The 21,189-nt window shown below is 70.6% G+C and carries 19 protein-coding genes; 15 read left to right on the top strand and 4 right to left on the bottom strand.

Features of this window, described 5'->3' with window-relative positions:
- Nucleotides 1-260 precede the first annotated feature (260 nt).
- The 7 genes from ACWCP2_RS07075 to ACWCP2_RS07045 all read left to right on the top strand — a co-directional run bounded on the left by ACWCP2_RS07075 (nt 261) and on the right by ACWCP2_RS07045 (nt 7,637).
- On the top strand, nt 261-1,871 hold the full coding sequence (locus ACWCP2_RS07075) for a hypothetical protein (RefSeq protein ID WP_450907558.1): 1,611 nt from the start codon (nt 261-263) through the stop codon (nt 1,869-1,871).
- A gap of 307 nt (nt 1,872-2,178) precedes the next feature.
- Complete coding sequence (locus ACWCP2_RS07070) at nt 2,179-3,000, top strand: WxL protein peptidoglycan domain-containing protein (RefSeq protein ID WP_450907557.1); 822 nt, start codon at nt 2,179-2,181, stop codon at nt 2,998-3,000.
- The gene (locus ACWCP2_RS07065) at nt 2,997-4,082 is read left to right on the top strand and encodes a hypothetical protein (protein WP_450907556.1); all 1,086 of its coding nucleotides are present in this window, start codon (nt 2,997-2,999) and stop codon (nt 4,080-4,082) included. Before ACWCP2_RS07070 ends, ACWCP2_RS07065 begins: the two co-directional genes overlap by 4 nt.
- On the top strand, nt 4,079-5,890 hold the full coding sequence (locus ACWCP2_RS07060; protein WP_450907555.1) for a hypothetical protein: 1,812 nt from the start codon (nt 4,079-4,081) through the stop codon (nt 5,888-5,890). Before ACWCP2_RS07065 ends, ACWCP2_RS07060 begins: the two co-directional genes overlap by 4 nt.
- Nucleotides 5,887-6,582, top strand: a complete 696-nt coding sequence (locus ACWCP2_RS07055; RefSeq protein WP_450907554.1) for a neocarzinostatin apoprotein domain-containing protein — start codon at nt 5,887-5,889, stop codon at nt 6,580-6,582. The genes ACWCP2_RS07060 and ACWCP2_RS07055 overlap by 4 nt, the downstream gene beginning before the upstream one ends.
- The gene (locus ACWCP2_RS07050) at nt 6,579-7,238 is read left to right on the top strand and encodes a neocarzinostatin apoprotein domain-containing protein (protein WP_450907553.1); all 660 of its coding nucleotides are present in this window, start codon (nt 6,579-6,581) and stop codon (nt 7,236-7,238) included. The genes ACWCP2_RS07055 and ACWCP2_RS07050 overlap by 4 nt, the downstream gene beginning before the upstream one ends.
- Nucleotides 7,239-7,379: 141 nt before the next feature.
- A complete protein-coding gene (locus ACWCP2_RS07045) occupies nt 7,380-7,637 on the top strand; it encodes a tryptophan-rich sensory protein (protein ID WP_450907552.1) in 258 nt (85 codons plus the stop codon).
- A gap of 50 nt (nt 7,638-7,687) precedes the next feature.
- On the opposite strand, the gene ACWCP2_RS07040 is transcribed toward ACWCP2_RS07045, so the two are convergent.
- Both ACWCP2_RS07040 and ACWCP2_RS07035 read right to left on the bottom strand, forming a co-directional pair.
- Nucleotides 7,688-8,335, bottom strand: coding sequence for an isochorismatase family protein (locus ACWCP2_RS07040; RefSeq protein ID WP_450907551.1), 648 nt, complete (start codon nt 8,333-8,335; stop codon nt 7,688-7,690).
- 1 nt (nt 8,336) lies between these two features.
- Nucleotides 8,337-9,530: a CaiB/BaiF CoA transferase family protein gene (locus ACWCP2_RS07035; RefSeq protein WP_450907550.1), complete on the bottom strand. Its 1,194-nt coding sequence runs from the start codon at nt 9,528-9,530 to the stop codon at nt 8,337-8,339.
- 64 nt (nt 9,531-9,594) lie between these two features.
- On the opposite strand from ACWCP2_RS07035, the gene ACWCP2_RS07030 reads away from it, so the two are divergent.
- Together ACWCP2_RS07030 and ACWCP2_RS07025 are read left to right on the top strand one after the other, a co-directional pair.
- Complete coding sequence (locus ACWCP2_RS07030) at nt 9,595-10,545, top strand: hydroxymethylglutaryl-CoA lyase (protein ID WP_450907549.1); 951 nt, start codon at nt 9,595-9,597, stop codon at nt 10,543-10,545.
- Nucleotides 10,546-10,547: 2 nt separating this feature from the next.
- Nucleotides 10,548-11,243: a hypothetical protein gene (locus tag ACWCP2_RS07025; protein ID WP_450907548.1), complete on the top strand. Its 696-nt coding sequence runs from the start codon at nt 10,548-10,550 to the stop codon at nt 11,241-11,243.
- A gap of 6 nt (nt 11,244-11,249) precedes the next feature.
- Here the strand turns inward: ACWCP2_RS07025 and ACWCP2_RS07020 are convergent, their stop codons facing one another.
- Nucleotides 11,250-12,038 (bottom strand): IclR family transcriptional regulator, encoded by a 789-nt coding sequence (locus ACWCP2_RS07020; protein ID WP_450907547.1) that lies wholly within the window; start codon nt 12,036-12,038, stop codon nt 11,250-11,252.
- Nucleotides 12,039-12,234: 196 nt separating this feature from the next.
- Between ACWCP2_RS07020 and ACWCP2_RS07015 the strand changes: the two genes are divergently transcribed.
- The 5 genes from ACWCP2_RS07015 to ACWCP2_RS06995 are packed head-to-tail and all read left to right on the top strand — an operon-like array spanning nt 12,235 to nt 19,027.
- Nucleotides 12,235-13,542, top strand: coding sequence for a flavin reductase (locus ACWCP2_RS07015; RefSeq protein WP_450907546.1), 1,308 nt, complete (start codon nt 12,235-12,237; stop codon nt 13,540-13,542).
- 13 nt (nt 13,543-13,555) lie between these two features.
- Complete coding sequence (locus tag ACWCP2_RS07010; RefSeq protein WP_450907545.1) at nt 13,556-14,839, top strand: acyl-CoA dehydrogenase family protein; 1,284 nt, start codon at nt 13,556-13,558, stop codon at nt 14,837-14,839.
- Nucleotides 14,836-16,347, top strand: coding sequence for an aldehyde dehydrogenase family protein (locus ACWCP2_RS07005; protein ID WP_450907544.1), 1,512 nt, complete (start codon nt 14,836-14,838; stop codon nt 16,345-16,347). Before ACWCP2_RS07010 ends, ACWCP2_RS07005 begins: the two co-directional genes overlap by 4 nt.
- On the top strand, nt 16,344-17,546 hold the full coding sequence (locus tag ACWCP2_RS07000) for an FAD-dependent oxidoreductase (RefSeq protein ID WP_450907543.1): 1,203 nt from the start codon (nt 16,344-16,346) through the stop codon (nt 17,544-17,546). Before ACWCP2_RS07005 ends, ACWCP2_RS07000 begins: the two co-directional genes overlap by 4 nt.
- Complete coding sequence (locus tag ACWCP2_RS06995; protein WP_450907542.1) at nt 17,534-19,027, top strand: aldehyde dehydrogenase family protein; 1,494 nt, start codon at nt 17,534-17,536, stop codon at nt 19,025-19,027. Before ACWCP2_RS07000 ends, ACWCP2_RS06995 begins: the two co-directional genes overlap by 13 nt.
- Before the next feature lie 4 nt (nt 19,028-19,031).
- Here the strand turns inward: ACWCP2_RS06995 and ACWCP2_RS06990 are convergent, their stop codons facing one another.
- Nucleotides 19,032-19,424 carry a Dabb family protein gene (locus tag ACWCP2_RS06990; RefSeq protein ID WP_450907541.1) on the bottom strand — a complete coding sequence of 131 codons (393 nt, stop codon included), beginning with the start codon at nt 19,422-19,424 and terminating at the stop codon, nt 19,032-19,034.
- Between ACWCP2_RS06990 and ACWCP2_RS06985 the strand changes: the two genes are divergently transcribed.
- Nucleotides 19,423-21,180 (top strand): nitrilase-related carbon-nitrogen hydrolase, encoded by a 1,758-nt coding sequence (locus ACWCP2_RS06985; RefSeq protein WP_450907540.1) that lies wholly within the window; start codon nt 19,423-19,425, stop codon nt 21,178-21,180. The genes ACWCP2_RS06990 and ACWCP2_RS06985 overlap by 2 nt on opposite strands.
- Nucleotides 21,181-21,189: the final 9 nt, after the last annotated feature.

The raw sequence follows: 21,189 nt of genomic DNA, 5'->3' as shown, positions 1-21,189 counted from the left end.
AGACGATGGAGGTGGGCGGCTTGTTCACCCTAGGAGCAGGGCCATCGACCGGTCAATGGTCGCGTTTCCCTAGGGGATCCGACGTTTCGAATCCGACGTTTCGAAGTCGGTGAGCGTATCGGAAACACACCTTTTACCGGGGCGCCCGTCCGGACCCTTGACACGCCGAGTGGACGGCGGGCTGTATATGGGAACACAAGCGAAACAAAGTTCCGTACAGGGAAACCCACTGGCTCCCTTCGAGAGGAACCCCTCGGCTCATGCACTCTCAACCCGTAAGATCCGCCCGGACCCGGGGCGGTGCGACACTCGCCGCCCTGGTGGTCGCGGCGTCCGGTTCGCTGGTCCTCGCCGGTTCACCCGCCCACGCGGGCAGCGCGCCCGTGACCTACGACTGCGTCTTCAGTTCCTCCCACTCTCTCTTCACCACCACCGCCACGCTCACGGCCCCGGCCACCGCGGCGGCGGGCGAGAGCGTGGACGTCAAGCTCAGCCTCGCCAACAAGGGGCCGGCGAACGGTCCCGTCGCACTGCCCGCGAACAGCGTCGTCCCCTCGGCCAAGATCCTCGTCTCGGGGCAGGCACCCTTGACGCTCACCGCTCCGGCCTCGAACCCGGCGATCCCCGCCAAGGGCGAGATCCCGATACCCGATCTGACCGGCAAGCTCACCGTCGCACAACCCGGCACGGTGACGCTGACCCCCGACCAGCTGACGCTCGACATACCCAGCTACGGGCTGTCCCTCGCCTGCACCCTGCAAGGCACTGCAACGGCCCTGCACACGCTCACGGTCACGCCGGCCACGGGCAGCACCAGCGCCGCCGTCACGGGCATCTCGGGCCGCCCGGCGTCGGACACCACCGGGGCCCGCCCCGGTGACGTGCTCACGCTCGCAGGCGCGGGCTGGGACCCGGCGGCTCCGATCGGCGCGGTCGAACTGTGCAGCCTGTCCGGCACCGGCTGTTCCGGCGCCGACCTGACCCCGGACCTGCGCGTCGGCTCCGACGGGAAGCTGGCCGGCACGGTGGCGGTCCGGGCCACAGCCGCTCCGGGACCGCACCGCCTGAAGATCACTCAGGGTTCCGTCACCGCTTCCTTCGTCGTCGGCGTGCTGGGTACCCGTACCCTCCAGGTCGCTCCCGGCGGCGGTGGACCGGGTACGAGCGCCACCGTCACCGGAGCCAGTTTCGACCCCGGCGACGAGGTCAGCGTCACGACCGTCGACAAGGACGGCCGCCCGGTCGGCGGAACCGGACTCACCGCCCCCGTCGATGCGCGCGGCAACTTCACGGCCACGCTCGTTCCTGCGGTGGGAGCAGCGAAGATCGTGGTGAAGGAGAAGGACGGCGGTGACACCGCGGAAACCCCGTGGGCCGGGAGTTCCAACGGAGGTGGCTCCGACCAGACCCTGAAGGTGGTCGTCAGCGGAGGCGCCCTGACCATGTCCGCCGCGCCGGGCGAAGTGATCCTCTCTCCCGTGACTGTGGACGGCACCGCGCACGACTCCACCGGCAGCCTGCGCGCCCTGGAGGTCAAGGACTTCCGCGGCACCACTGAGGGCTGGTCCCTGGTCGGGGCGGTCACCGACTTCCGCAACTCCGCCGGAGCCTCGATCTCCGCATCACAGTTGTCCTGGACCCCGCAGTGCGCGGTCCACCCCGGATCCGCGTCGGCCTCCACCCCCGTTGCGGGAAGTGCCGGGCCCCTCAGCTCGACCACGGCGGTTCCTCTGTGCACCCAAGCTGTGAGCTCTGACCCCACCTCGGTCACCGGCGGCCACTTCGACGCGGGCGCGGCCCTGAGCCTGCGTGTCCCGGAGATCGTTCAAAGCGGCGAGTACGCGGCCGTGCTTCGCCTCACGCTCTCCTGAGCTCGTTCCGTACGTCCTGCCCCCTCCTTTGAGCAGTGTGCCGGGTGGCGAGTTCTCGTGCTTACCGCCCGGCACCGGCAAGAGCGGATCCATGACACCACCACGCAGAATTCGACCCGCCGGCTGGGCTGGGAGCGCGCTCGTCCGATCGCTGATGAGGACCATGGTCCGCGCCATGGCGGTCTGCCTGGCCGCGCTGTCGGCCGTAGTGGCAGTGAGCGCTCCGCCCGCGGCCGCCGTGCCAGCACGTTCCGGCGGGTCCTGGGCAGTGCAACCGGCTGGAGCAAGCGGCCGGCCAGCCTTCGTCATGGACTCCACACCCGGCTCCGTTGTGAAAGACGCCGTCCGGGTCAGCAACCTGTCCGACGCCCCGCTGTCCTTCCAGGTCTACGGCGCGGACGCCTACAACACACCCCGCGACGGTGCTCTCGCCTATCGTCAGGCCGGTGAGGCCCAGACCGGCATCGGCGACTGGATCACCCTCGGAACCAACGCACTCGTCATTCCCCCGGGCCGGGCCGCGGACATCCCCTTCACCGTGAACGTCCCCGCTGACGTCACCCCGGGCAGCCACGTCGGCGGGATCGTCGCCCTCAACAATGCCGTCGAACAGGCAGGCGGTACTTCCGGGGTCGACGTCGGCATCCAGCGGGCCATCGCAGTGCGCATCCAGCTGACGGTCGAGGGACCCGTGACCCCAGGACTCGCCGTCCGCTCGGTCCACGTCCGCCACAGGCCCTCTGCAATGCCCTTCGGAGGAGCCCGCGTCACGCTCACCTATACCGTCGTCAACACAGGGAACGCGGCGCTGCGACCCGCCGCCGCACCACAGATGCAGGGACTGTTCGGACTGCGGCACAGCTCCTTCGCGGAGCGCACACTCCCCTTGCTGCTCCCCGGGCAGAGTGCCGAATTCAGCGCCGACTGGCCGGACGCTCCCGGCCTCGACCAGCTGACCGCGACCGTTCGCGTCAGCGCGCCGGGGATGCCCCCGACGTACGCGCAGAGCGGCCGGGTCGCCGTGTCCTGGCCCACGCTCGGTGTCGTCATCACCCTGCTCGCCGTGATCGCACTCGCCCTGGGCTGGATTCGTCGTACGAGACCAGCGCCCGCCGGAGAGACCTCATGATCCGCCGTCTGCCACTGGCCATCCGCCACGCCGTGGCCGGTCTCCTCCTGCTGACCTCAGCGGTGCTGCCTCTTGCCGGCAGTGCCAGGCCGGCCGCTGCCGCCGCCGGGCCGAGCGTGACCGTGGACGCCCCTCAGACCTCTCCCGGCCGGCCAGTGAGAACCGTCGGAGCGGGCTGGCAGCCGGGCACGACTGTTCAGGTCGAGATCTGCGGGGGCGGGGCGTTGCGGGGCAGCGCCGACTGCGACACGCTGCGTGCCGCGGTGGCACTGGTGGCCGCAGATGGAACCTTCCGGCTGACCCTCATCGCGGGCATGCCCCCTAGGGCGTGTCCCTGTCTGGTCCGAGCGACGACAGCCCAGACCGGGACGACGGCCCGGACATCGTTGAAGGTTTCCGGCGCGGCCGAGGCTTCACCGCCGGACGCACCAGAGCCGGCCATCCGGATCGATGTCGTACGAGCGACCCTGGCCGGCAGGCCGCATTGTGCCGAGCTCTTCGGCGCTCCCGCCCACCGGATCTTGACAGTGACCTTACGCAACCCGGGTGACCAGCCTCTGGGGCGGGCCCCGCTGATCGTCGCCTGGGGGCCCGGCGGCATCGCGGACCTGCCCGTGGGCACACCGCTGACCGCAGAACTGCCGGCGCACGCCGAGCAGACGTATCGGATTCCCGTCAGGCTCCCCGCCGCCGCGTTCGGCCGCTACTCCGTTGGCGGCCGGTATGCCTCGGCAGAGTTTTCCGTGAGTACCGACATTTATCCATGGGGCCTGCTGGGCCTTGCCCTGCTCGCACTCCTGCTGACCGCTTTCACCGTTGCCGTGAGTGCCCGCCGCGGGATGCAACGGCTTCGGGCCCGGCGGCCGGCCCAGACGCCTGCGCCCGCACTTCCCGTTTACGTCGAGGCGAACAGCCTCTCCGGTGCCCTCGCGGCTGGCGCCAGCGATGGTGAACACCCCGGGCTGGTCAGTACCCGTGCATTGGTCCGAGAGCTGGCCGGGGAGCCCGCACTCGTCGACTTTCACGCCTTGCGGGCCTTCGCCACCGCGCTTCGCCCGTCACTTGGAGGACAAGAGCGATGATGGCTTTCCTCACCCTCAACCGCCCACGGACGGACCTGTACGTCGGGTTGGCTGCCGGGCTGGCCATCGGCGTGTACTTCGCGTCTGCGCCGCTGCTGGGCGGGCCCGTCGGTATGCCGGGCGAGGCAGTCCGCTCCATGCTCCCGACGGGTGTGCTGCTCGCCGCTATCGTCGGAGCGCTACTCCAGTTGCGAGGCCGGGCACGTCTACGCGCCTCCAGGATCTCCGCCCGGTATGCGGTGGCGGCATGTGCACTGGCCGGCATCGCCCCGCTGACCGGCTCCCCCATGGTCTTCGCTTCCTTGTTGGTCGTAGCCTCTGGCCTCGGTGGCGGCGCTCTGGGCCTTTACCGGCCCGATCACGCATGGCACGCAGCTTTTCTGACCGGAGCCGGAGCGGCTGGAACCGTGACGGCTCTCTTCGTGCAGAGCCCTCACCTGGGCTGCTCCCTGATGTGCACGCTTGCCGCCTTGCTGCTGCTTCCCGCTTGCCGAGGCACCAGGCCAGTTGGGATTGCGGGCTACGCCCCCGTGCTACGCGCCCACGCGATGGCCGTGGGCGTGGCTGTGTTCGGTGCGCTGTTCGCGGCGCCCAGCCTTGTGGTCTTTCGTTGGGAGTTGCTCGGCGCCTCGGGTGTGCGACCGCTCGCCTACGCGGCACTGCTCGCGGCGGGGCTGACGTCCGGCCTCTGGGCGGCGGCCAGGCGTGGTCCCACCGCGAATGCACGGGTCCTTACGCCGCTGTTCGCGGCCGGGCTCACGGCGGCGGTCGCGGCGTGCGCGAGCGCCGCCCGACCCTGGCAGCTCACCCTTGCGCTGGCGACCGCACTCACCTGCGGGGCCGCTGCGGCAGCCTGCACTGGATCGGCCGGCATGCAAACCGGCGAGCACACGCGGGCCACGCTGAATCCCGCTGCCTTGCTGTTCGGCGGGGCTCTCGCGATGACCGCAATCGCCTTCTCCAGCCGGCTCCTGGGCGGCCCGGACGCTTTGACGGCCATGGGCGCCACCCCTGCCGTGGCGGCGCTCGCCCAGCGGGCCCGCCTCCGACGCGGACAGAACATAAGGCCGAACAAGGAACACGGTGCGGGCGCCGACAACCTCCTCCTGACCGCACGCGCCCTCAGTGTGCAGATGTCGGGAGCGCCACCGGTACGACGTTTCGACCTGGCTCTGCCCCCAGCTGAGGTCACGTACCTGACTGACCCTCTGCCCGGCAGGCGGGCAGCCGGCATACTCGAGGTCTTCGCCGGACTGCGCAAAGCCACCAGCGGGAGCTGGCAGCTGCGGGGGCACGACATCTCGCGCATGAGCGTTGAGGCCCGGTGGGACCTTCGGCTCTCCGTCTTCGTCGACCCGGCCGATGCCACCCGATGGGGTGCCCTGCAGCGCGGACACCCAGCGGCCTGCGTGTCGGAGGCGGTGGCGGCTGCCATCGCCCGTACGGGCAGCTCCCAGGAGGCTGAGCTCACAGCGGCCGCACTCGCAGCGTTTCCGTTCCTCGCGGCCAAGGGCTCCGGGACCCGCAGGGACCTCGACATCGGCGAGCGCTGTCTGCTCGGCCTTGCCCAGACTCTCATGGTGCAACCCGCGTTGCTTCTCCTGGACCTGACCGGTCCCGGCTGCGAGCAGCTCGCGGACGATCCCGCGATCACGGCCGTTCTGCGGCACATCACCGGCCGGGGGACGGCCGTCCTGGTGGCCGTCCCGGTCACACACACCATCCCAGTACCGCGCCGCGTCATGCTTCCTGCGCCTGGCGGCTCCAGAACACCCCTCTTGCGGCGGAACAGAAGGTACACGCCATGAACCTCTCGACCAACGGCCGGACCTGTCGCCTCGTCCTCGCGACCGCAGCCGCACTCTCCCTTCACAGCTGGAGCATGGTGCCGGCCGCAGCGGATACGGCCGATGCGGCTCCGGCAACCGTCCGGGTCTCCGCCTCTACCGGCCTGACCGACGGCCAGCAGGTCACCGTCGAGGGCACCGGCTTCCGCGCCGGCCTGACCTCGGTAGCGGTCGGACTGTGCAAGAAGGGATACACCAGCAACAAGGACTGCGATCTGAGCGGTGGGGCGCGCCTGGTCACCATTGGCCCCGACGGATCGCTGCCACACGTCACGCTCACCGCGCACACCCGGGTGGCGGGGGCCGACTGCCGCACGACGCCGTGCGTGGTCGGCGTAGCGCCACTGCCTTCGGGAACCCCGCCCGCGCTGATCGCCGCCAACAGCGTGCAGGTCGCGGTGGGTTTTGAAGGCGGAACGGTCCAGGGCGAGCCCTCCGGCACCGGGCGGTCCGAATCCGAGGCCTCAGCCGCATCATCCGCAGCCCCTCGCATTGATGTCTGGAACGGACCATCGGCCCGCGTCTGGGCCCTGTCCCTCGCAGTGGCCGTCGCGGCCCTCGCGCTCGGAGCGCTCTCCCTCGCCCGGGGCCGCCGGGGGGCGGCCCCGGAAAGGCCCCAAACATCCCCGTCTCACAATGGAGGAAGCCAATGACATCTCTAAGAAGAAGCCGATGCGCGGGCGCGCTCGCCGCGGCCACGGCGCTGGTCGCCATCTCGGCGGGGCCCAGCTCGGCCACCGGAACGCTGACGGTCAGCAAATCAACCGGTCTCGCCGTGGGGGAGAAGGTCACGGTGTCGGCGACAGGGCTGAGCCCGAACCAGGGCTTCGTACCGATCGGCCTGTGCAAGCCGAAGCCAACGGGCCCGGCGGACTGCGAGACATCACCGGACTCGTCGGTCATCGGGAAGACTGATGCGTCCGGGGTGTGGCACAGCGCGGCGAACGGCGCAGCCACGGCACAGATCACGATCAAGGCAACAGCCGGCGGGGCGAACTGCGTGGCCAAGCCGGGGAACTGCGTCATCGCGGTGTCCATCTCCGCGACGAAGCAACTGGTGGAGGTGAAGTTGACGGTCGGGGCGAGCGGCGGCCCCAGTCCGAGCAGTCCGCCGCCCACGCCATCGGCATCGGCATCGGCATCGGCATCGAGCGGAGGGGGCTCCACGGGATCTGGCGGTGGCCCAGCAGGATCGCTGCCCCGAACCGGATCCACCGACGGCATGCCGGTGGCCGCACTGGCGGGTAGCACCCTGTTCCTGTTCGGCGGGTGCACGCTGGTGCTGCTGCGCCGCGGAAGACGAGGGTGAACGGGCTCTTCCCCCACCTTCTGCTACCGGGGCAGGCACGACAAGGCGGCCACCTCGCTTCCCCGCCAGGAAGTGCACGAACGGTGCGAGGCGCTCCAACCCGCCACAGGCGCCGGATGGCCGGCACGGTGCGACTAGCTGGTGGGCCTGTGCGGCTTTCCTGCTCGCCAGCTACGGCGTCGCGGCCATCGGTGCCTCGCCTGGACTCCGGTGTTCCTCTCGGCTGGCCAGTACGGACTTGCTCTGCTCGACATCGTGCTGCTCCTGGCCGTGATCGTCACGACGGTGCTGCACTTCAGGCGGTTGAGCGTCCCAGCGGCACTTCTGCTCGTCCCCTGCGCGGCATGGGTGGCTTTCGCCACCGCCCTCAACGCCTCTATCTGGTCGCTGAACACATGAGGAGGGGCAGGCTGCCGCCTGGGCTGCTCGCGCCGGCGTCTCGATGGGCGTCAGGGTGGGGGGACCGGGTCTCCCAGGCGGCGGCATGCGGCCACGACATCGACGACGTCGGCGTACTTGGAGTCGAGGTCGAAGAGGTTGGCTTCGTGGGGGCCTGGGTCCCTGTCCGCCACCGCGTCGCGCACGACGATGGGGCGCAGTCCGTGTTGCAGTGCGTCCAGGGTGGTGGCCCGTACACAGCCACTGGTGGAGAAGCCTCCGATGACGACGGTGTCCACGCCCAGGACGCTCAGGACGTCGTGTAGGCGGGTTCCGAAGAAGGCACTTGGGTAGTGCTTGTGGATCACTACCTCGCCCGGCTCGGGTGAACAGTGCGGCGTGAAGGCCGCATGCGGGTTGTTCGCACGGAAGGCGTCGATGCTCGGGGCCTTCCGGGCGAAGTGCGGTGCGTACGCGCTCGGTTCGGAGTCGTAGTGGACAGCTGTGAAAATCACGGGGAACTGTGATCTGCGGGCTGCCCGCGCGAGGTGTGCCATGGCCTGCAGGGCCCGCCTGGCCGTGTCGAGGTAGAGGCGGCTGTCGGGCTCGACGTAGGCCTGGACGGGGTCGACGAGGAGAACGGCGGGGTGTTCGCCCCAGCCGATGCGGCAGCCGAAGCCGGCGGCCTCGTAGTCGGCGGCGAGGCGTTTGCGAACCATGTCAGATCACTCCGTCCGCGGTGAGCTTGTCCCGTTCGGCGTGGGTCAGGCCGAGGAGGTCGCCGTAGATGTCGTCGTTGTGGGCTCCGAGTTCCGGGCCCGCCCAGCGAACGCTGCCCGGGGTGGAGGAGAGCTTGGGCACGACGTTCTGCATGGGGATCTCGCCGAAGTCGGGGTGGGGAAGGCGGACGATGGCGTTGCGTGCGGCGAAGTGCGGGTCGGTGAGCATGTCGGAGGCGGTAAAGGTCTTGCCGGCCGGGACTCCGGCGGCGTGGAGGGCGCTCAGCAGGACGTTCGCTTCGAGGCCTGCGGTCCAGGCGGTGATGAGGTCGTCGAGTTCGCTCTGGTGGGAGCCTCGCGCGGTGTGCGTGGCGTATTTGGGGTCGTCGGCGAGGTCGGTGCGGTCCATGACCTCGGTGAGGCGGCGGAAGACGGTGTCCTGGTTGGCGGCGATGAGGACGGCGGCTCCGTCGGCAGTCGGGTAGACGTTGCTGGGGGCGACGTTGGGCAGGACGGGGCCGGTGCGCTCGCGCTGGTAGCCGCCGATCTCCCATTCGGGGAGAAGGGATTCCATGTAGGCGAGGACGGCTTCGTAGAGCGCGGAGTCGACGATCTGTCCGGTTCCGGTGCGGGCCCGGGCGTGCAGAGCCATGACTGCGCCGTAGGCGGCCATGGTGCCGGCGAGCGCGTCTCCGAGGGAGATGCCGGCGCGGGACGGGGGGCGGTCCGGTTCGCCGGTGATGTGGCGGATGCCTCCCATGGCTTCGCCGATGGAGCCGAAGCCGGCGCGGGGTGCGTAGGGGCCGTTCTGGCCGTATCCGGTGACGCGGACCATGACGAGGCCCGGGTTGATGGCACTGAGCTCGTCGTATCCCAGGCCCCAGCGCTCAAGGGTCCCGGGACGGAAGTTTTCGACGAGGACGTCGGCGTGGGCGACCAGGCGGCAGACGAGGTCTTGGCCTTCCTCGCGGCGCAGGTTGCAGGTGACGGACTTCTTGTTGCGGGCGACGACGGGCCACCAGAGGGATTTTCCGTAGGGCCGCTCGCGCCCCCACTGGCGCATGGGGTCGCCGTGTCCGGGGTCTTCGAGCTTGATGACTTCGGCGCCGTGGTCGCCGAGGAGCTGGCCGCAGAAGGGACCGGCAAGCAGGGTGCCGGTCTCGATGACACGGATGTCGGAGAGGGGTCCACTCATGCCGCGAGTGTAAGTTTGGGAAACACTGTTTCGCTAGAGGAATCGACGCGGCAGAATGCGGCCCATGGATGATTCCTTGGCGGCAGTGCCGCTCGCCGGACCCGGCGTGGTGGAAGTGGCCCCCCGTGACGGGCTGCAGAACGAAGCGCGCGCCTTGTCCCCGGCGCAGCGCGTGGCCCTGATCGAGCGGGCCGTGGCCAGTGGCGCGCGACGGGTGGAAGCAGTGGCCTTCGTGCATCCGGGCCGGGTGCCGCAGATGGCGGGCGCGGAGGAGGTGATGAGTCTGCTGAAGCGCCCGGACGGTGTGCGCTACAGCGGGCTGGTACTCAACGCCCGCGGCATGGAACGGGCCTGCGCGAGCGGTGTGGACGAGATCAACTACGTGGTGGTGGCGAGCGATTCCTTCTCTCGCCGGAATCAGGGCGTAGGGACGTACGAGGCGCTGTCCGCGTGGGAGGGAATCGCCTCCCGTGCGCACGCGGAGGGAATCGGCCGCTCGCTGACCATCGCGGCGGCGTTCGGCTGCCCGTTCGAGGGGGAAACACCGGAGGCGGCCGTGGCTGAACTGGCCCGGAGGGGCGCGGAGTGCGGCGCCGAGGAGATCGTCCTCGCGGACACCATCGGAGTGGGTGCGCCCGACGCCGTCACACGGCTGCTCACAGCGATACGAGAGCAGGCGCCCGGGGTGGTCCTGCGCTGCCACTTCCACAACACGCGCAACACCGGATACGCGAATGCGGTCGCGGCCGCCGCGGCCGGCGCTGCCTGGCTCGACTCTTCCCTCGGCGGAATCGGGGGCTGCCCGTTCGCCCCCGCCGCCACCGGCAACATCGCGACCGAGGACCTCGTCTACCTGCTGCGCCGGATGGGGTTCGATCCGGGCATCGAGCTGGAGGCGGCCGCGGCTACGGGAACCTGGCTGGGGTCCGTCCTCGGCATCGAGGTGCCCGCCTTGCTCGGCCGGGCGGGGCCCTTTCCCGGACGAGGCCGTACCGGTGCACGGGGCGAGGAGTAGTCATGGGAGCGCATCCGCACGGATGGTGGATTCTGCTGCACATCGTGCTGTTCGTTTTCTGGCTGGGCGGCGACCTGGGCGTCTACGTGTCCAGCCGGTACGTCCTCAAACCCAACCTGCCGTTTGCCGCGCGCTCCACGGCGCTCTCGATCATGAGCGTGCTGGATCTCGGACCGAAGATCTGCCTGGTACTGATCCTGCCGAGCGGCATCACACTCATGGCGTTGGAACCTCACGGTGCCGAGGGTCTGCTCAACGGCTGGTCCGCCACGGCGACCTGGGCGTTCGCGGGGCTCTGGCTGTGGCTGACCGTACGCGACCACCACCGTCCGGGTAGTCACCCTTGGATACGCCGGGCGGATTGGTCGATACGCGTGCTGCTCACCGCAGCACTGTGGGGCGTCGGGCTCTACACCCTGCTGGCGAACCAGCCGTTCGGGGTGGCCACCGATCCGCGCTGGCTTGGCGGCAAGGTGTTGCTGTACGCGACCGCGATCGCCTGCGGACTGGGCATTCGCCTGACGCTGCGTCCATTTGGCGCAGCTTTCTCGGCCTTGGCGAACGGGAAGGGTACGCCAGGGGCTGAGGGGGCAGTGCGCCGCGTGGTCAACGGTTGTGTGCCGTACGTGGCGGGGATCTGGACCTGTGTCCTGGCCGCTGCGGCGCTGGGGGTCTTCAAGCCCGGAGCCAACCTCTGAGCGGGGTCAGCTGATTCCGGGACGGTAGCCGAACTCGGCCGAGAGGCGCTCTACGCTGGCCAGCAGGAGCGGAGCGCACTCGGTCAGGCGGGGCTTGAAGCGGGACTGGGGGCCGGCGAGGCTGACCACAGCGATGACATGTCCGTCGTGGCCGAAGACGGGAGCGGCGAGCGAAGCGGAACCGCTCTGCCGCTCCCCCACGGACATGGCATAGCCGCGGCGCTTGATCGCGGACAGCTCCTTGCGCATGCGCTCGGGGTCGGTGATGGTCCGGTCGGTGACGGCGTCCAGGGGGTGGCGTTCGAGGTAGGTGTCGATCTCGGTGTCGGGCAGGAAGGCGAGGAAGGCCTTGGAGGAGCTGCCCGCGTGCAGGGGCAGCGGGATGCCGAGGGCGACCTCCATGCGCAGTTCGTGTTCCGGGACGACTTGGTCGACGTAGAGCCTGGTGTCACCGCGGCGGATGGAGAGGGTGGCGGTCTCTCCGCACTGGGCGGCGAGCCGGCGCAGTTCCGGAGCCGCGAGGACTCGCAGGTCCGTGCGTGCCAGGTAGGCCCGCCCGAGCGAGATAGCCGCGGGGCCGAGGGCGTAGCGGCGTGTGACCGGATCCGTGATGATCAGATCGCGGTTGCGCAGGGCCGTGAGGATGCGGTGCACGGCGGCTTTGGTGATGCCGAGCTCCTGGGCGATCTCGGTGATGCCGAGGTCGGGGCGGCCGCTGCGGCCGAACATCAGCAGCACGTCCATGGCCCGCTCGACGGCGGCGATGGATCTGCTGCTGCTCGTCTCCTCAGTCACCGTAGGTGCCCTTCGTCGCGATGGGTTCGGGGCGTGGGCGATGGCCGCTCCCCGACGTGCCGAAAGCATAACGCCGATTTCCCCATGGGAAACAGGGTGTTCCCCGGTGCCGCTCTCGTTGACACCTCAAAGAAGGCGTCGTTACGCTGACGGAGACAGTGTTCCACTAGAGGAAACAATGACATACGGGGGTGTGATGACCACCGTCATCGACGAGACGACCTTCCGTCAGGTGCTGTCCCGATGGCCCAGCGGTGTCGGGATCGTCACTACGGCCGGGGAGGACGGCTGGCACGGCATGACGGCGAGCTCGTTCAGCAGCGTCAGTCTCACACCGCCCCTCGTCCTGATCTGCCTGGACCAGCGGATTCGCTCCCACGACCTCCTCATACGCAACGGCGTGTTCGCCGTCAACGTCCTGGGGCGCGACCATCTCGCCCTGGGACGCAGGTTCGCGGGTATGGAAGCCGGCGTCACCGACCGCTTCGCGGCGGGTGACTGGCTCCCCGGTGCCACCGGCAGCCCCGTCCTGACGGACGCAGCCGCCTGGGTCGACTGCCGTGTACTGCACCGCTACCCGGGCGGTGACCACACCATCTTCCTCGGCGAAGTGGTGGCGGCGGGAGTACCACGCATCACCTCTCCACTGCTCTTCCACTCGCGGTCCTGGGGGCAGCTCGCCGATCCGCTCCCCGACCGGGTGGACCTGGCCGACACCGGCCTCACCTCTTCGCTGCCCGCCCCGCGTGCTGCTCGCCTGGCTGAGGCCCTGAGGCGAGCCGGCATCAGGGTGCGCCTCCCGGCACTCGATGCCCAGGACCTGGAGCGAGCTGCGATCGAGGCCGACGGACTGAGGAGCACCTCGGTCCACGTTGCCGACGCTCCGGGCGCCGTCGCAGCGGCGGATGCCGGCTCACCCGCCGTCGAGTTGACCATCACGGCGGACGGCCACGGTCAGGCGGCGATCGACGCCGTCCGGGCCGTACGCGCAGCCGGCCACTCCGACACCCTTGTGATCGTCCGCGTACGCGACGGGCTCGAGCCGGGGCTGGCCCGGGCCTCGCTGCTGACGGTGCAACGGCTGGCCGCCTCCGGCTGCGGTGAGATCGTCCTGGAGGAGCCGGCCCACGACCCCGACGACACGGACGGCGCCTCGCCGCTGGCTCTGCGCCGGCTCCTCCAGGACGCGGTTCCCGAGGCAGGACCCGTGCCCCTGCGCCTCGCCTTGCGCGACCACCACGGCCTCGGCCTCGTGAATGCCTTGACCGGGATGAAGAGCGGGGTCCGGTGCTTCGACACCCACCTCGGCGGCAACGGGAACCTGCTGGCCACCGAACGGCTTGTCCTGCTCTGCTCCCGCTTGGGCATCGCCGCTCCCATCGACTCCACGGCCCTGCGTGCCCTGCGTGCCGAACTGGCCCTGCTCCGCCGGCAGCCGCGCCCCCCATCCGTGTCCCAGTCCCCCATCCGGGCGGTCCCTTCTCCCGCCCCGGAATCCCAGTAAGGAGTCACCGCCGATGTCCACGCACCAGCTCACGGGCGCACGCCTCATCGACCGCATGACACCCGCCGAGCAGGCCCGCGCCGAGCGCGTCGAGTCTGTCCTGCCCGCCCTTCGCGAGGCGGCCGCCGAGGCCGACGCCAAAGCCGCCTTCCCCAAGGGGCACACCGCACTCCTGCGGGATGCGGGCCTGCTCGGCCTCGTCGTGCCCGCGGAGTTCGGCGGGCTCGGCGGAGGTCTGCGTGACCTCGCAGCGGCCACCTACGCCATGGGCACGGCCTGCCCCTCCACAGCACTCGCCTTCTTCTTCCACAACACCAGCGCCTCGCGAGGCCTGCTGCCCCTGGAAGCCATCCGCGCCGGCCTGTTCACCGACGAGGAGACCCCCGTTGTCAGCGCCTTCGCCGAACGGGTGCTGACCACCATGGCAGCAGGCTCCTGGCTCGCGAACTTCGCCAGCGAGTCCGCCAAGAGCTCGGCCGCGAACATCTCCATCGCCACCACCGCCTCGCGTACCGATGACGGCTGGATCCTGTCCGGTGAGAAGTCCTTCGGCTGCGCGACCGGAGTCGCCGACATCTATCTGGTCACCGCCAGGCTGGAGAAGACGGAGACCGCCGACGGCCTGGCCATGTTCCTCGTGCCGCGCGATGCGGCCGGAGTCTCCTCCCGCCCGCCGTGGAACGGGCTCGGCATGCGAGGCAGCGCCAACCACGGCATTCGGCTCGAGGAGGTCTTCGTGGCCGCCCCGGACGCGCTGACCGTCCCCGGAGCTTTCACCCGCATGCTGCAGGTCAGTCGCGGAAGCTTCGTCGGCAACCAACTCGCCATCGCCGCCGTCTACACCGGCGCCGCACAGGCCGCGTATGACCACACGCTCGGCCTGCTGACACGGAAGACCTTTGCCGACACCGGACGGCCGATCGCCTCTTCACCGATGCACCAGGTCCTCATCGGAGAGATGACGCAGAACCTGGAGACCGCCTACCAGTGGCTCCGGCGCCAGCTCGAGCTGGAGACGTCCGAGCCGCCCATCAGGCCCAAGTCCGAGGTGTTCAGCCAGTGGAGGCTGGGCAAAGGGGCTGTCACCGAGGCCTGCTTCGCCGTCGCTCTCGGCGCCCTCAAGGCTTCCGGCACCTCCGAGGCCCGCCTGGACGGGGTCATCGGACGGACCCTGCGTGATCTCGCGATGGGGCTGGTGATGACCTTCCCCGCCGAACGCGGTCGCCTGGAAGCCGCAAAGATCGCCACCGAGGCCCAGGAGAACGCGCTGTTCGCGACGTTGGGAGAGTCTCAGTGAACTCACCGGTCCATCTGCCCGATGCCCTGCCGGTCACCAGCGACTTCGTCGACGGAGTGTGGCAGCCCTGCGCGGTGCGCCTCGGCTTCGACCTGGAAAACCCCCATACCGGCGAGCGACTCCGCCCGGCATTCGCCAGCGCTCCCGATCGGGTCGAAGACGCGCTGAGGGCGGCCTCCGTGCTGCACGGTTCGGGTGCCTGGTGCGGCCTGCCGGATGAAGAGCGCGCCGGCGCCCTGGAGAGCGCGGCCACGGCGGTAGACGGCGCATCTGAACGCATCGTGACGGCGGAGGCCTTCGCCACCGGCGTCCCGCTCGCCCAGACCGCCGGTTTGGGCGTCATTCTCTCGGGGGCTTTTCGTCTCGCGGCCTCCCAGTTGCGCAGCGGACTGCTGGCCCGCACGGTCGCCGGAGCGGCCGGCCGGCCGGTGAGGGTGCGTCGCGCCGCGCTCGGGCCGGCCCTGTGCATCCTGCCGTTCAACGCCCCGGCGCCGATGGCCGCCCACAAGGCGGCCAGTGCACTCGCAGCGGGCTGCCCGGTCATCGTCAAGGCACCGGAACTCGTCCCCTACGGAACCCAGCTGCTGGTCGAGGCGGCAGCCCAAGGGCTGGCTGCCGCGGGCGCCCCCAGAGCCGTGCTCCAGCTGCTGCACGGCGACGCCGCGACCGGGTCCCTCCTGGTGTCCGACGAGCGCATCCGCGTCGTCTCCTTCACTGGCGGCACCGACGCCGGCCGCAAGATCGGCGCCGCCTGCGGTCTGGCCCTCAAGCCCGCCCAACTCGAACTGGGCGGGAACAACCCGCTGCTCGTCCTGCGCGGCGCCGACCCCGAGGCCGCCGGGAGGATGGCCGCCGAACTCCTGACGACGCTGAACGGACAATGGTGTCGGGCGCTAGGCCGCCTCATCCTGCCCGCCGAGCTGGCATCGGACGTACTCGATGCCACCGGCCGCGAGCTCGCCGCGCTGCGCGCGGGAGCCCCGCTGGTCGCCGGAACCGGATACGGTCCGCTCGCACACTCCCGCCACCACACGGCTCTGCAGGCCGGCGTGAACGCCCTCACCTCGGCCGGCGCCAAGGTGCACGCGTGGACCGAGGTGCCGGATCACGGCAGCTACTTCGCCCCCCTGCTGATCACCAGGGCCCCAGAGGAGTCCACCCGCCGGGAGCTCTTCGGACCGGTGGCGGCCGTGCACACCTACCAGCAGGAAGAGGAAGCCCTCTACCTGGCCAACTCCACCGGCTACGGGCTGGAAGGGTACGTGTGCGCCGCCGACCCCGACGACGGACTGCGCGTGGCCGCCGGCATCGCCGCCGGGGAGGTGAAGGTGAACGGCTCCTCGGTGCTGAGCCTGCACATGGACACGCCCCGTCCGGCCTGGGGCCTGTCCGGTCTGGTCGACGAAGGCAGCGCGGAAACCCTGCTGCACTTCACCGGTACGCGGGTGACAGGAGTGGAAGCGGGCTTCGCCCTGCACACCACGCACGGCCACAGGGAGGAGCGGTGACTGTTTCCACGGACACAGCCGCCGTCGACCGGGTCGTGGTGGTGGGGGCGGGTCCCGTTGGGCTGACGGCTGCGCTGGTACTGGCCCGCCGGGGCGTGCCCGTGACCGTACTGGAGGCGGGAGCGGAGCTGGCGGCGGAGTCCCGGGCCTCCACCTTCCATCCGCCCACGCTGGAGATGCTCGCCTCCCTGGGTGTCGTCGACGCCCTCCTCGCGCGCGGGCTGGTCGCGGAGTCCTTCCAGTTCCGCGACCGGGACACGGGGCCCGTAGCGACGCTCGACCTGTCGCTTCTGGCCGGTGACACCGGCTTCCCGTACCGGCTGCAATGCGAGCAGAACAAGCTGACGCCGCTGCTCCTGGAGGCCCTGGGCCGCCATTCCGGCGCCGAGGTGCGCTTCGGGACGCGCGTGGCCGGCGTGGAGCGGACCTCCCGTGGAATCCACGCGGTCCTAGGCGACGGAAGCAGGGTGCGGGGGGCCTGGCTGGTGGGCGCCGACGGGGCGCACTCCGCCGTACGCCATTCGGTCGGGGCCGAGTTCCACGGCATGACCTACCCGGAGCGGTTCTTGGTCGCCTCGCTGGACGAGGATCCCGGGGCCGTTCTGGACGATCTGGCGCCCATCGCCTACGTGCTGGATCCCGACGAGTGGATGGTGCTGCTGCGGACCCCCGACCACTGGCGGGTCCTGCTGCCCACCCCGGACGGCACGTCCGACGAGGCGGAGCTGCTCCGCCTGCCCCGCAGACTGCTGGACATCACCAGGGACGTACGGGGTCCGGCCATCGCCCACGCCAGTCTCTACCGCGTCCACCAGCGGGTGGCCGGAACCTTCCGCAGCGGACGCGTGCTGCTGTGCGGTGACGCCGCGCACGTCAACAATCCTCTCGGCGGCATGGGCATGAACAGCGGCATCCACGATGCCGTACTGATGGGCCGCGCCCTGGCGGACCTCCTGACGGGAGAAGGGTCCGAGGAGGATCTCACCGACTGCGCCGAGGAACGCCGTGCCTGCGCGCTGGGGTACGTAGGGGCCGAGACTCACGCGAACTGGGAGCGGCTGCGCACCCGTGACCCGGCGGAGCGGGCCACACTGCTGGCGGAGTTGCGGTCCACGGCGGCGGATCCTGTTGCGGCCCGGCGGTCCCTGCTGCGCAGTTCGATGATCGATTCGCTGCGCGGTGGCCGGTGGTCGCGTTGACGGATCAGCTGGCGGGTGGAAGCGGGGTGGAAATCTCCGTGGAGAATCCCGCGTGTACGGCCCGGCCCGTGGGGAGCATACGGTCGCACACGCCGGCAGAGGTGGACGTCGCGGTGGCGGCGGCCGCAGCTGCGGCGCCGGGCTGGTCCGGCACGTCCGTGGTGCACCGGGCTGAGGCCTTGCACCGGATAGCCGACGGCCTGGAGGCTGCGGCGGGAGACCTCGCGGTGCTGCTCGCACTGGAGTCGGGCAAGCCGCTCGCCGACTGCCGCGGAGAGGTGGGGTACGCCAGTGCCGTGCTGCGCTGGTACGCCGCCGAGTCCCCGCGGCTTCTGTCCCGGCACGTGATCGACGACGCTCGGGGCCGGCTTGAGCGACGTTACCGGCCGTTCGGCGTCGTCGCCGCGCTGACCCCGTGGAACGCCCCGGTGATCCTGACCGCGGTCAAGCTCGCCCCCGCGCTCGCCGCGGGCAATGCCCTCGTGGTCAAGCCGTCTCCGCTGGCTCCTTTGGCCGTATCGGCCTTTCTGCAAGGCGCGGCCAGTGAGGTCCCCGCCGACGTGATTCAGGTGTGCCACGGGCACGCCGACATCGCGCTGCGGCTGGCGGGCCACCAGGAGGTGGGCAAGTTGTCTTTCACTGGCGGGGCGGTTGCGGGTCGGGCGGTAGGCGCGGCCGCCGCGGCGGCCCTGACGCCGACCACCATGGAGCTGGGCGGCAACGACGCCGCGGTGCTGTTGGACGACGCCGCGCTGACGGAAGCCGACATGGACCGTCTCGTCATGGCGAGCTTCGCGACGGCAGGCCAGGTGTGCATGGCGGCGAAGCGGATCTACGTACCGCGAACCCGGCTCTCCCTCTTCGCGGAGCAGTACGTGGCGGCGGCTGCCCGCGTCCTAAGTCTCGGAGATCCCCTCTCCCCCGGTACGACCGTGGGGCCGGTGATCTCCGCGCAGGCCGCGGACCGCGTACGCAGCCTGGTCTCTGATGCTGTACGGCGAGGGGGGACCGCCATCGAGGTGGGGACGATGCTGGCCGGCGTGGACCCGCACGGCGGGCACTTCGTACGGCCGACCGTGGTGCTGGGCCTCGCGGAGGACGCCCCGCTGGTGTGCGAGGAACAGTTCGGCCCAGCTCTTCCCGTGCTGGCGTACGAGGACGAGGACGACCTCGTGGACCGCGTCAACAACGGCTCCTACGGCCTGGCCGCATCGGTGTGGAGCGCCGACGAGGCACGGGCCTTCGACCTGGCGGCACGGCTGGATGCCGGCTTCCGCTTCGTCAACACTCACAACCGGACAGGGATGGCACTGCGGGCCGCGTTCGGCGGGGTCAAGCGCAGTGGGTTCGGCCGCGAGTACGGGGCCGAGGGCCTGATGGAGTACGTGCAGCCGGTGCTCACGCACGCGCCGGCCGCCTTCCGGGCGGGGGGCGCGGGCATGGCTCCGGGCGCCTACCCGGGCGCGGAACCGGGGACGTGAGGGGTCAAGGCTCCAGATGGTCGACCACCGCACGATCGGTGAGCAGCGGCCCCAACCACGTGGCCAGTTGCTGGTGATCGGGGTGCCGCTGGTAGGCCGTGAGTTCGGCGGAGTCCGCGTGGCGTGTGGTGAGGACCAGGTCGTAGGACAGGTCCGAGCCGGTGACGTCGAGACCGATGCTCAGGGAGCGGATGTGCGGGACGGTGCCGACGAGTTGCCGCAGTCGCTCGGCAGCCTCGGGGGCCTGGACGGGATCGATGAACCGCATCAGAACGACGTGTACGAGCAGGGCACTTGCCCTTTCGGGTCGCTGGTTTCTCCCCCTGTCGCAGGAGGCCGCGCCGAGTGTATGTTTGGGAAACACTGTTCCGCTAGAGGAACCAATGGAGTTCGCCATGGACGAAGCGCGCACGTTCCGTGTAGCGGCTGCCCAGTTCGAAGTGGGCCAGGACCGCAAAACCAATCTGGCAGCCTGCCTCAGGGCGGTCGACGCTGCAGCGGAGCAGGGCGCGGCTCTCGTGGTCCTGCCGGAGTTCTGCAACCACCTGTCCTGGTACGACGACCGCGAGCAGGCCCTGGCAGCCGCCTGCCGGGCGGAGGACGACTTCCTGACCCCTCTCGCGCAGCGCGCCGCACATCACCGCATCTACGTGAAACTTCACGTCACCCTGGCCTCCGGGGCCCCTGGATCCGAGCGCATCACCGCCGCGAGCCTGCTCTACGGGCCGGACGGTCTCCTGGCCGGGGCCGCGGACAAACAAGTCCTGATGGGCAGCGAGAACGACCACCTCGACCCCGCCACGGAGGCGGGCCCGATCGTGGACACCGCGCTTGGACCGGTCGGCCTGTACTCCTGTATGGAGGGGGTCATCCACGAAGTGTGCCGTGGACTCGCTCTGCGCGGTGCCCACTTGCTGCTCAACAGCCTCAACTCTTTCGCCCTGGACGAAGCCTCGCTGCACATCCCGGTGCGCGCCGCGGAGAACCGGGTGTGGGTGGTCGCGGCCAATAAGGTGGGCCCGCTGCTCCCCGCGGACCGCATCGGTGGGATCAGCGCCGCCATGGGGGTGCCGCCCGAAGCTCTCGACGGCGCGGGCGAAAGCCAGATCGTCGCCCCTGACGGCAGCGTCGTCGCCAAAGGGCCTCGTCGCGGGGAGGCCGTGGTGGTGGCCGACATCCGGCCGGCCGCCGCAGCCGACAAGCGCCGCAAGGACGGCACCGACGGATTCGCGGTGCGCAGGCCTGGCCTCTACGCGCCGATCGCCTCGCCGCCCGCCCCGGCACCCGTCTTCGCCGGATCCCGTGCCGAGCAGGTGGAGGCCGCCGTCGTGCGGCCTTCCGGCAGTGGCCGTGCGGCCGTCGGGGACGCCGCGCGGCTGGTCCGTGTCGCCGCGGACAAGGGGGCGGGCCTGATCGTGCTGCCCGAACTCTTCTGGCACGCCGGCGGCGTCCTGTCCGATCCGCGGCGCCCGGACACCGAGGACGCCCAGGACATCCTGCTCATCCTGCGCGCCGCGCTGGCGGACAGCCGGGCCCATCTTGCCCTCACCCTCCCCCTGCCTTCCGGCCACGCCGGCGTGCTGCTCGACCGCGACGGCCCGGTGCTGACCCAGCACCAACTCCACGCCGGCGCGCGGCATCACGGCTGGGCCCAGGCCGGCACGACCGAGGCGCTCGTGACGCACGACACCCCGTGGGGCCGCGTCGCCGTTGTCCTGGGTGACGACGCCGTCCAGCCGGAAACACTGCGCCTGGCCGCGCTGCGCGGAGTCGACACCGCTGCCGTCTGTCTCGGCGCGACCGAGCCCTGGGAACTGGCACTCGGCCTGCCTGAGCGGTCGGCGGAGAACCGGATGAATCTCGTCGCCGCCGGCCACGACGGAGGCGCCCTCCACGCGCTGCGCGTGGAGTTCGGTCTGTGGCGCTCACGCGACACGCCCTTCGACGGCACCATCAGTACGCCCGCCACCACCGTGGCGGGCCCCGGCCTCACGCTCGCCACGATCCGTCCCCGCCAGGCCGAGAACCGTCTGGTCTCGCGGGGGACGGACTTGGTCGACGGGCGCCCCTGGAGGCTCGCCGAGGCCCTGGTCGCACCCCGGTCCATCCCCCAGAGCCCCGGTCCCCTCCCCCACCCCCACCCCGGTCAGTGAAGGAGCGAC

The sequence above is a fragment of the Streptomyces sp. NPDC002104 genome (genome assembly GCF_053593795.1).
This window is presented reverse-complemented; position numbering and strand designations above follow the sequence as displayed.

Coding starts and splice junctions, on each gene's coding strand:
- ACWCP2_RS07075 (WP_450907558.1), top strand. CDS start 261: ATGCACTCTCAACCCGTAAGATCCGCCCGGACCCGGGGCGGTGCGACA.
- ACWCP2_RS07070 (WP_450907557.1), top strand. CDS start 2,179: ATGGACTCCACACCCGGCTCCGTTGTGAAAGACGCCGTCCGGGTCAGC.
- ACWCP2_RS07065 (WP_450907556.1), top strand. CDS start 2,997: ATGATCCGCCGTCTGCCACTGGCCATCCGCCACGCCGTGGCCGGTCTC.
- ACWCP2_RS07060 (WP_450907555.1), top strand. CDS start 4,079: ATGATGGCTTTCCTCACCCTCAACCGCCCACGGACGGACCTGTACGTC.
- ACWCP2_RS07055 (WP_450907554.1), top strand. CDS start 5,887: ATGAACCTCTCGACCAACGGCCGGACCTGTCGCCTCGTCCTCGCGACC.
- ACWCP2_RS07050 (WP_450907553.1), top strand. CDS start 6,579: ATGACATCTCTAAGAAGAAGCCGATGCGCGGGCGCGCTCGCCGCGGCC.
- ACWCP2_RS07040 (WP_450907551.1), bottom strand. CDS start 8,335: ATGGTTCGCAAACGCCTCGCCGCCGACTACGAGGCCGCCGGCTTCGGC.
- ACWCP2_RS07035 (WP_450907550.1), bottom strand. CDS start 9,530: ATGAGTGGACCCCTCTCCGACATCCGTGTCATCGAGACCGGCACCCTG.
- ACWCP2_RS07030 (WP_450907549.1), top strand. CDS start 9,595: ATGGATGATTCCTTGGCGGCAGTGCCGCTCGCCGGACCCGGCGTGGTG.
- ACWCP2_RS07025 (WP_450907548.1), top strand. CDS start 10,548: ATGGGAGCGCATCCGCACGGATGGTGGATTCTGCTGCACATCGTGCTG.
- ACWCP2_RS07015 (WP_450907546.1), top strand. CDS start 12,235: ATGACCACCGTCATCGACGAGACGACCTTCCGTCAGGTGCTGTCCCGA.
- ACWCP2_RS07010 (WP_450907545.1), top strand. CDS start 13,556: ATGTCCACGCACCAGCTCACGGGCGCACGCCTCATCGACCGCATGACA.
- ACWCP2_RS06985 (WP_450907540.1), top strand. CDS start 19,423: ATGGACGAAGCGCGCACGTTCCGTGTAGCGGCTGCCCAGTTCGAAGTG.
- ACWCP2_RS06990 (WP_450907541.1), bottom strand. CDS start 19,424: ATGGCGAACTCCATTGGTTCCTCTAGCGGAACAGTGTTTCCCAAACAT.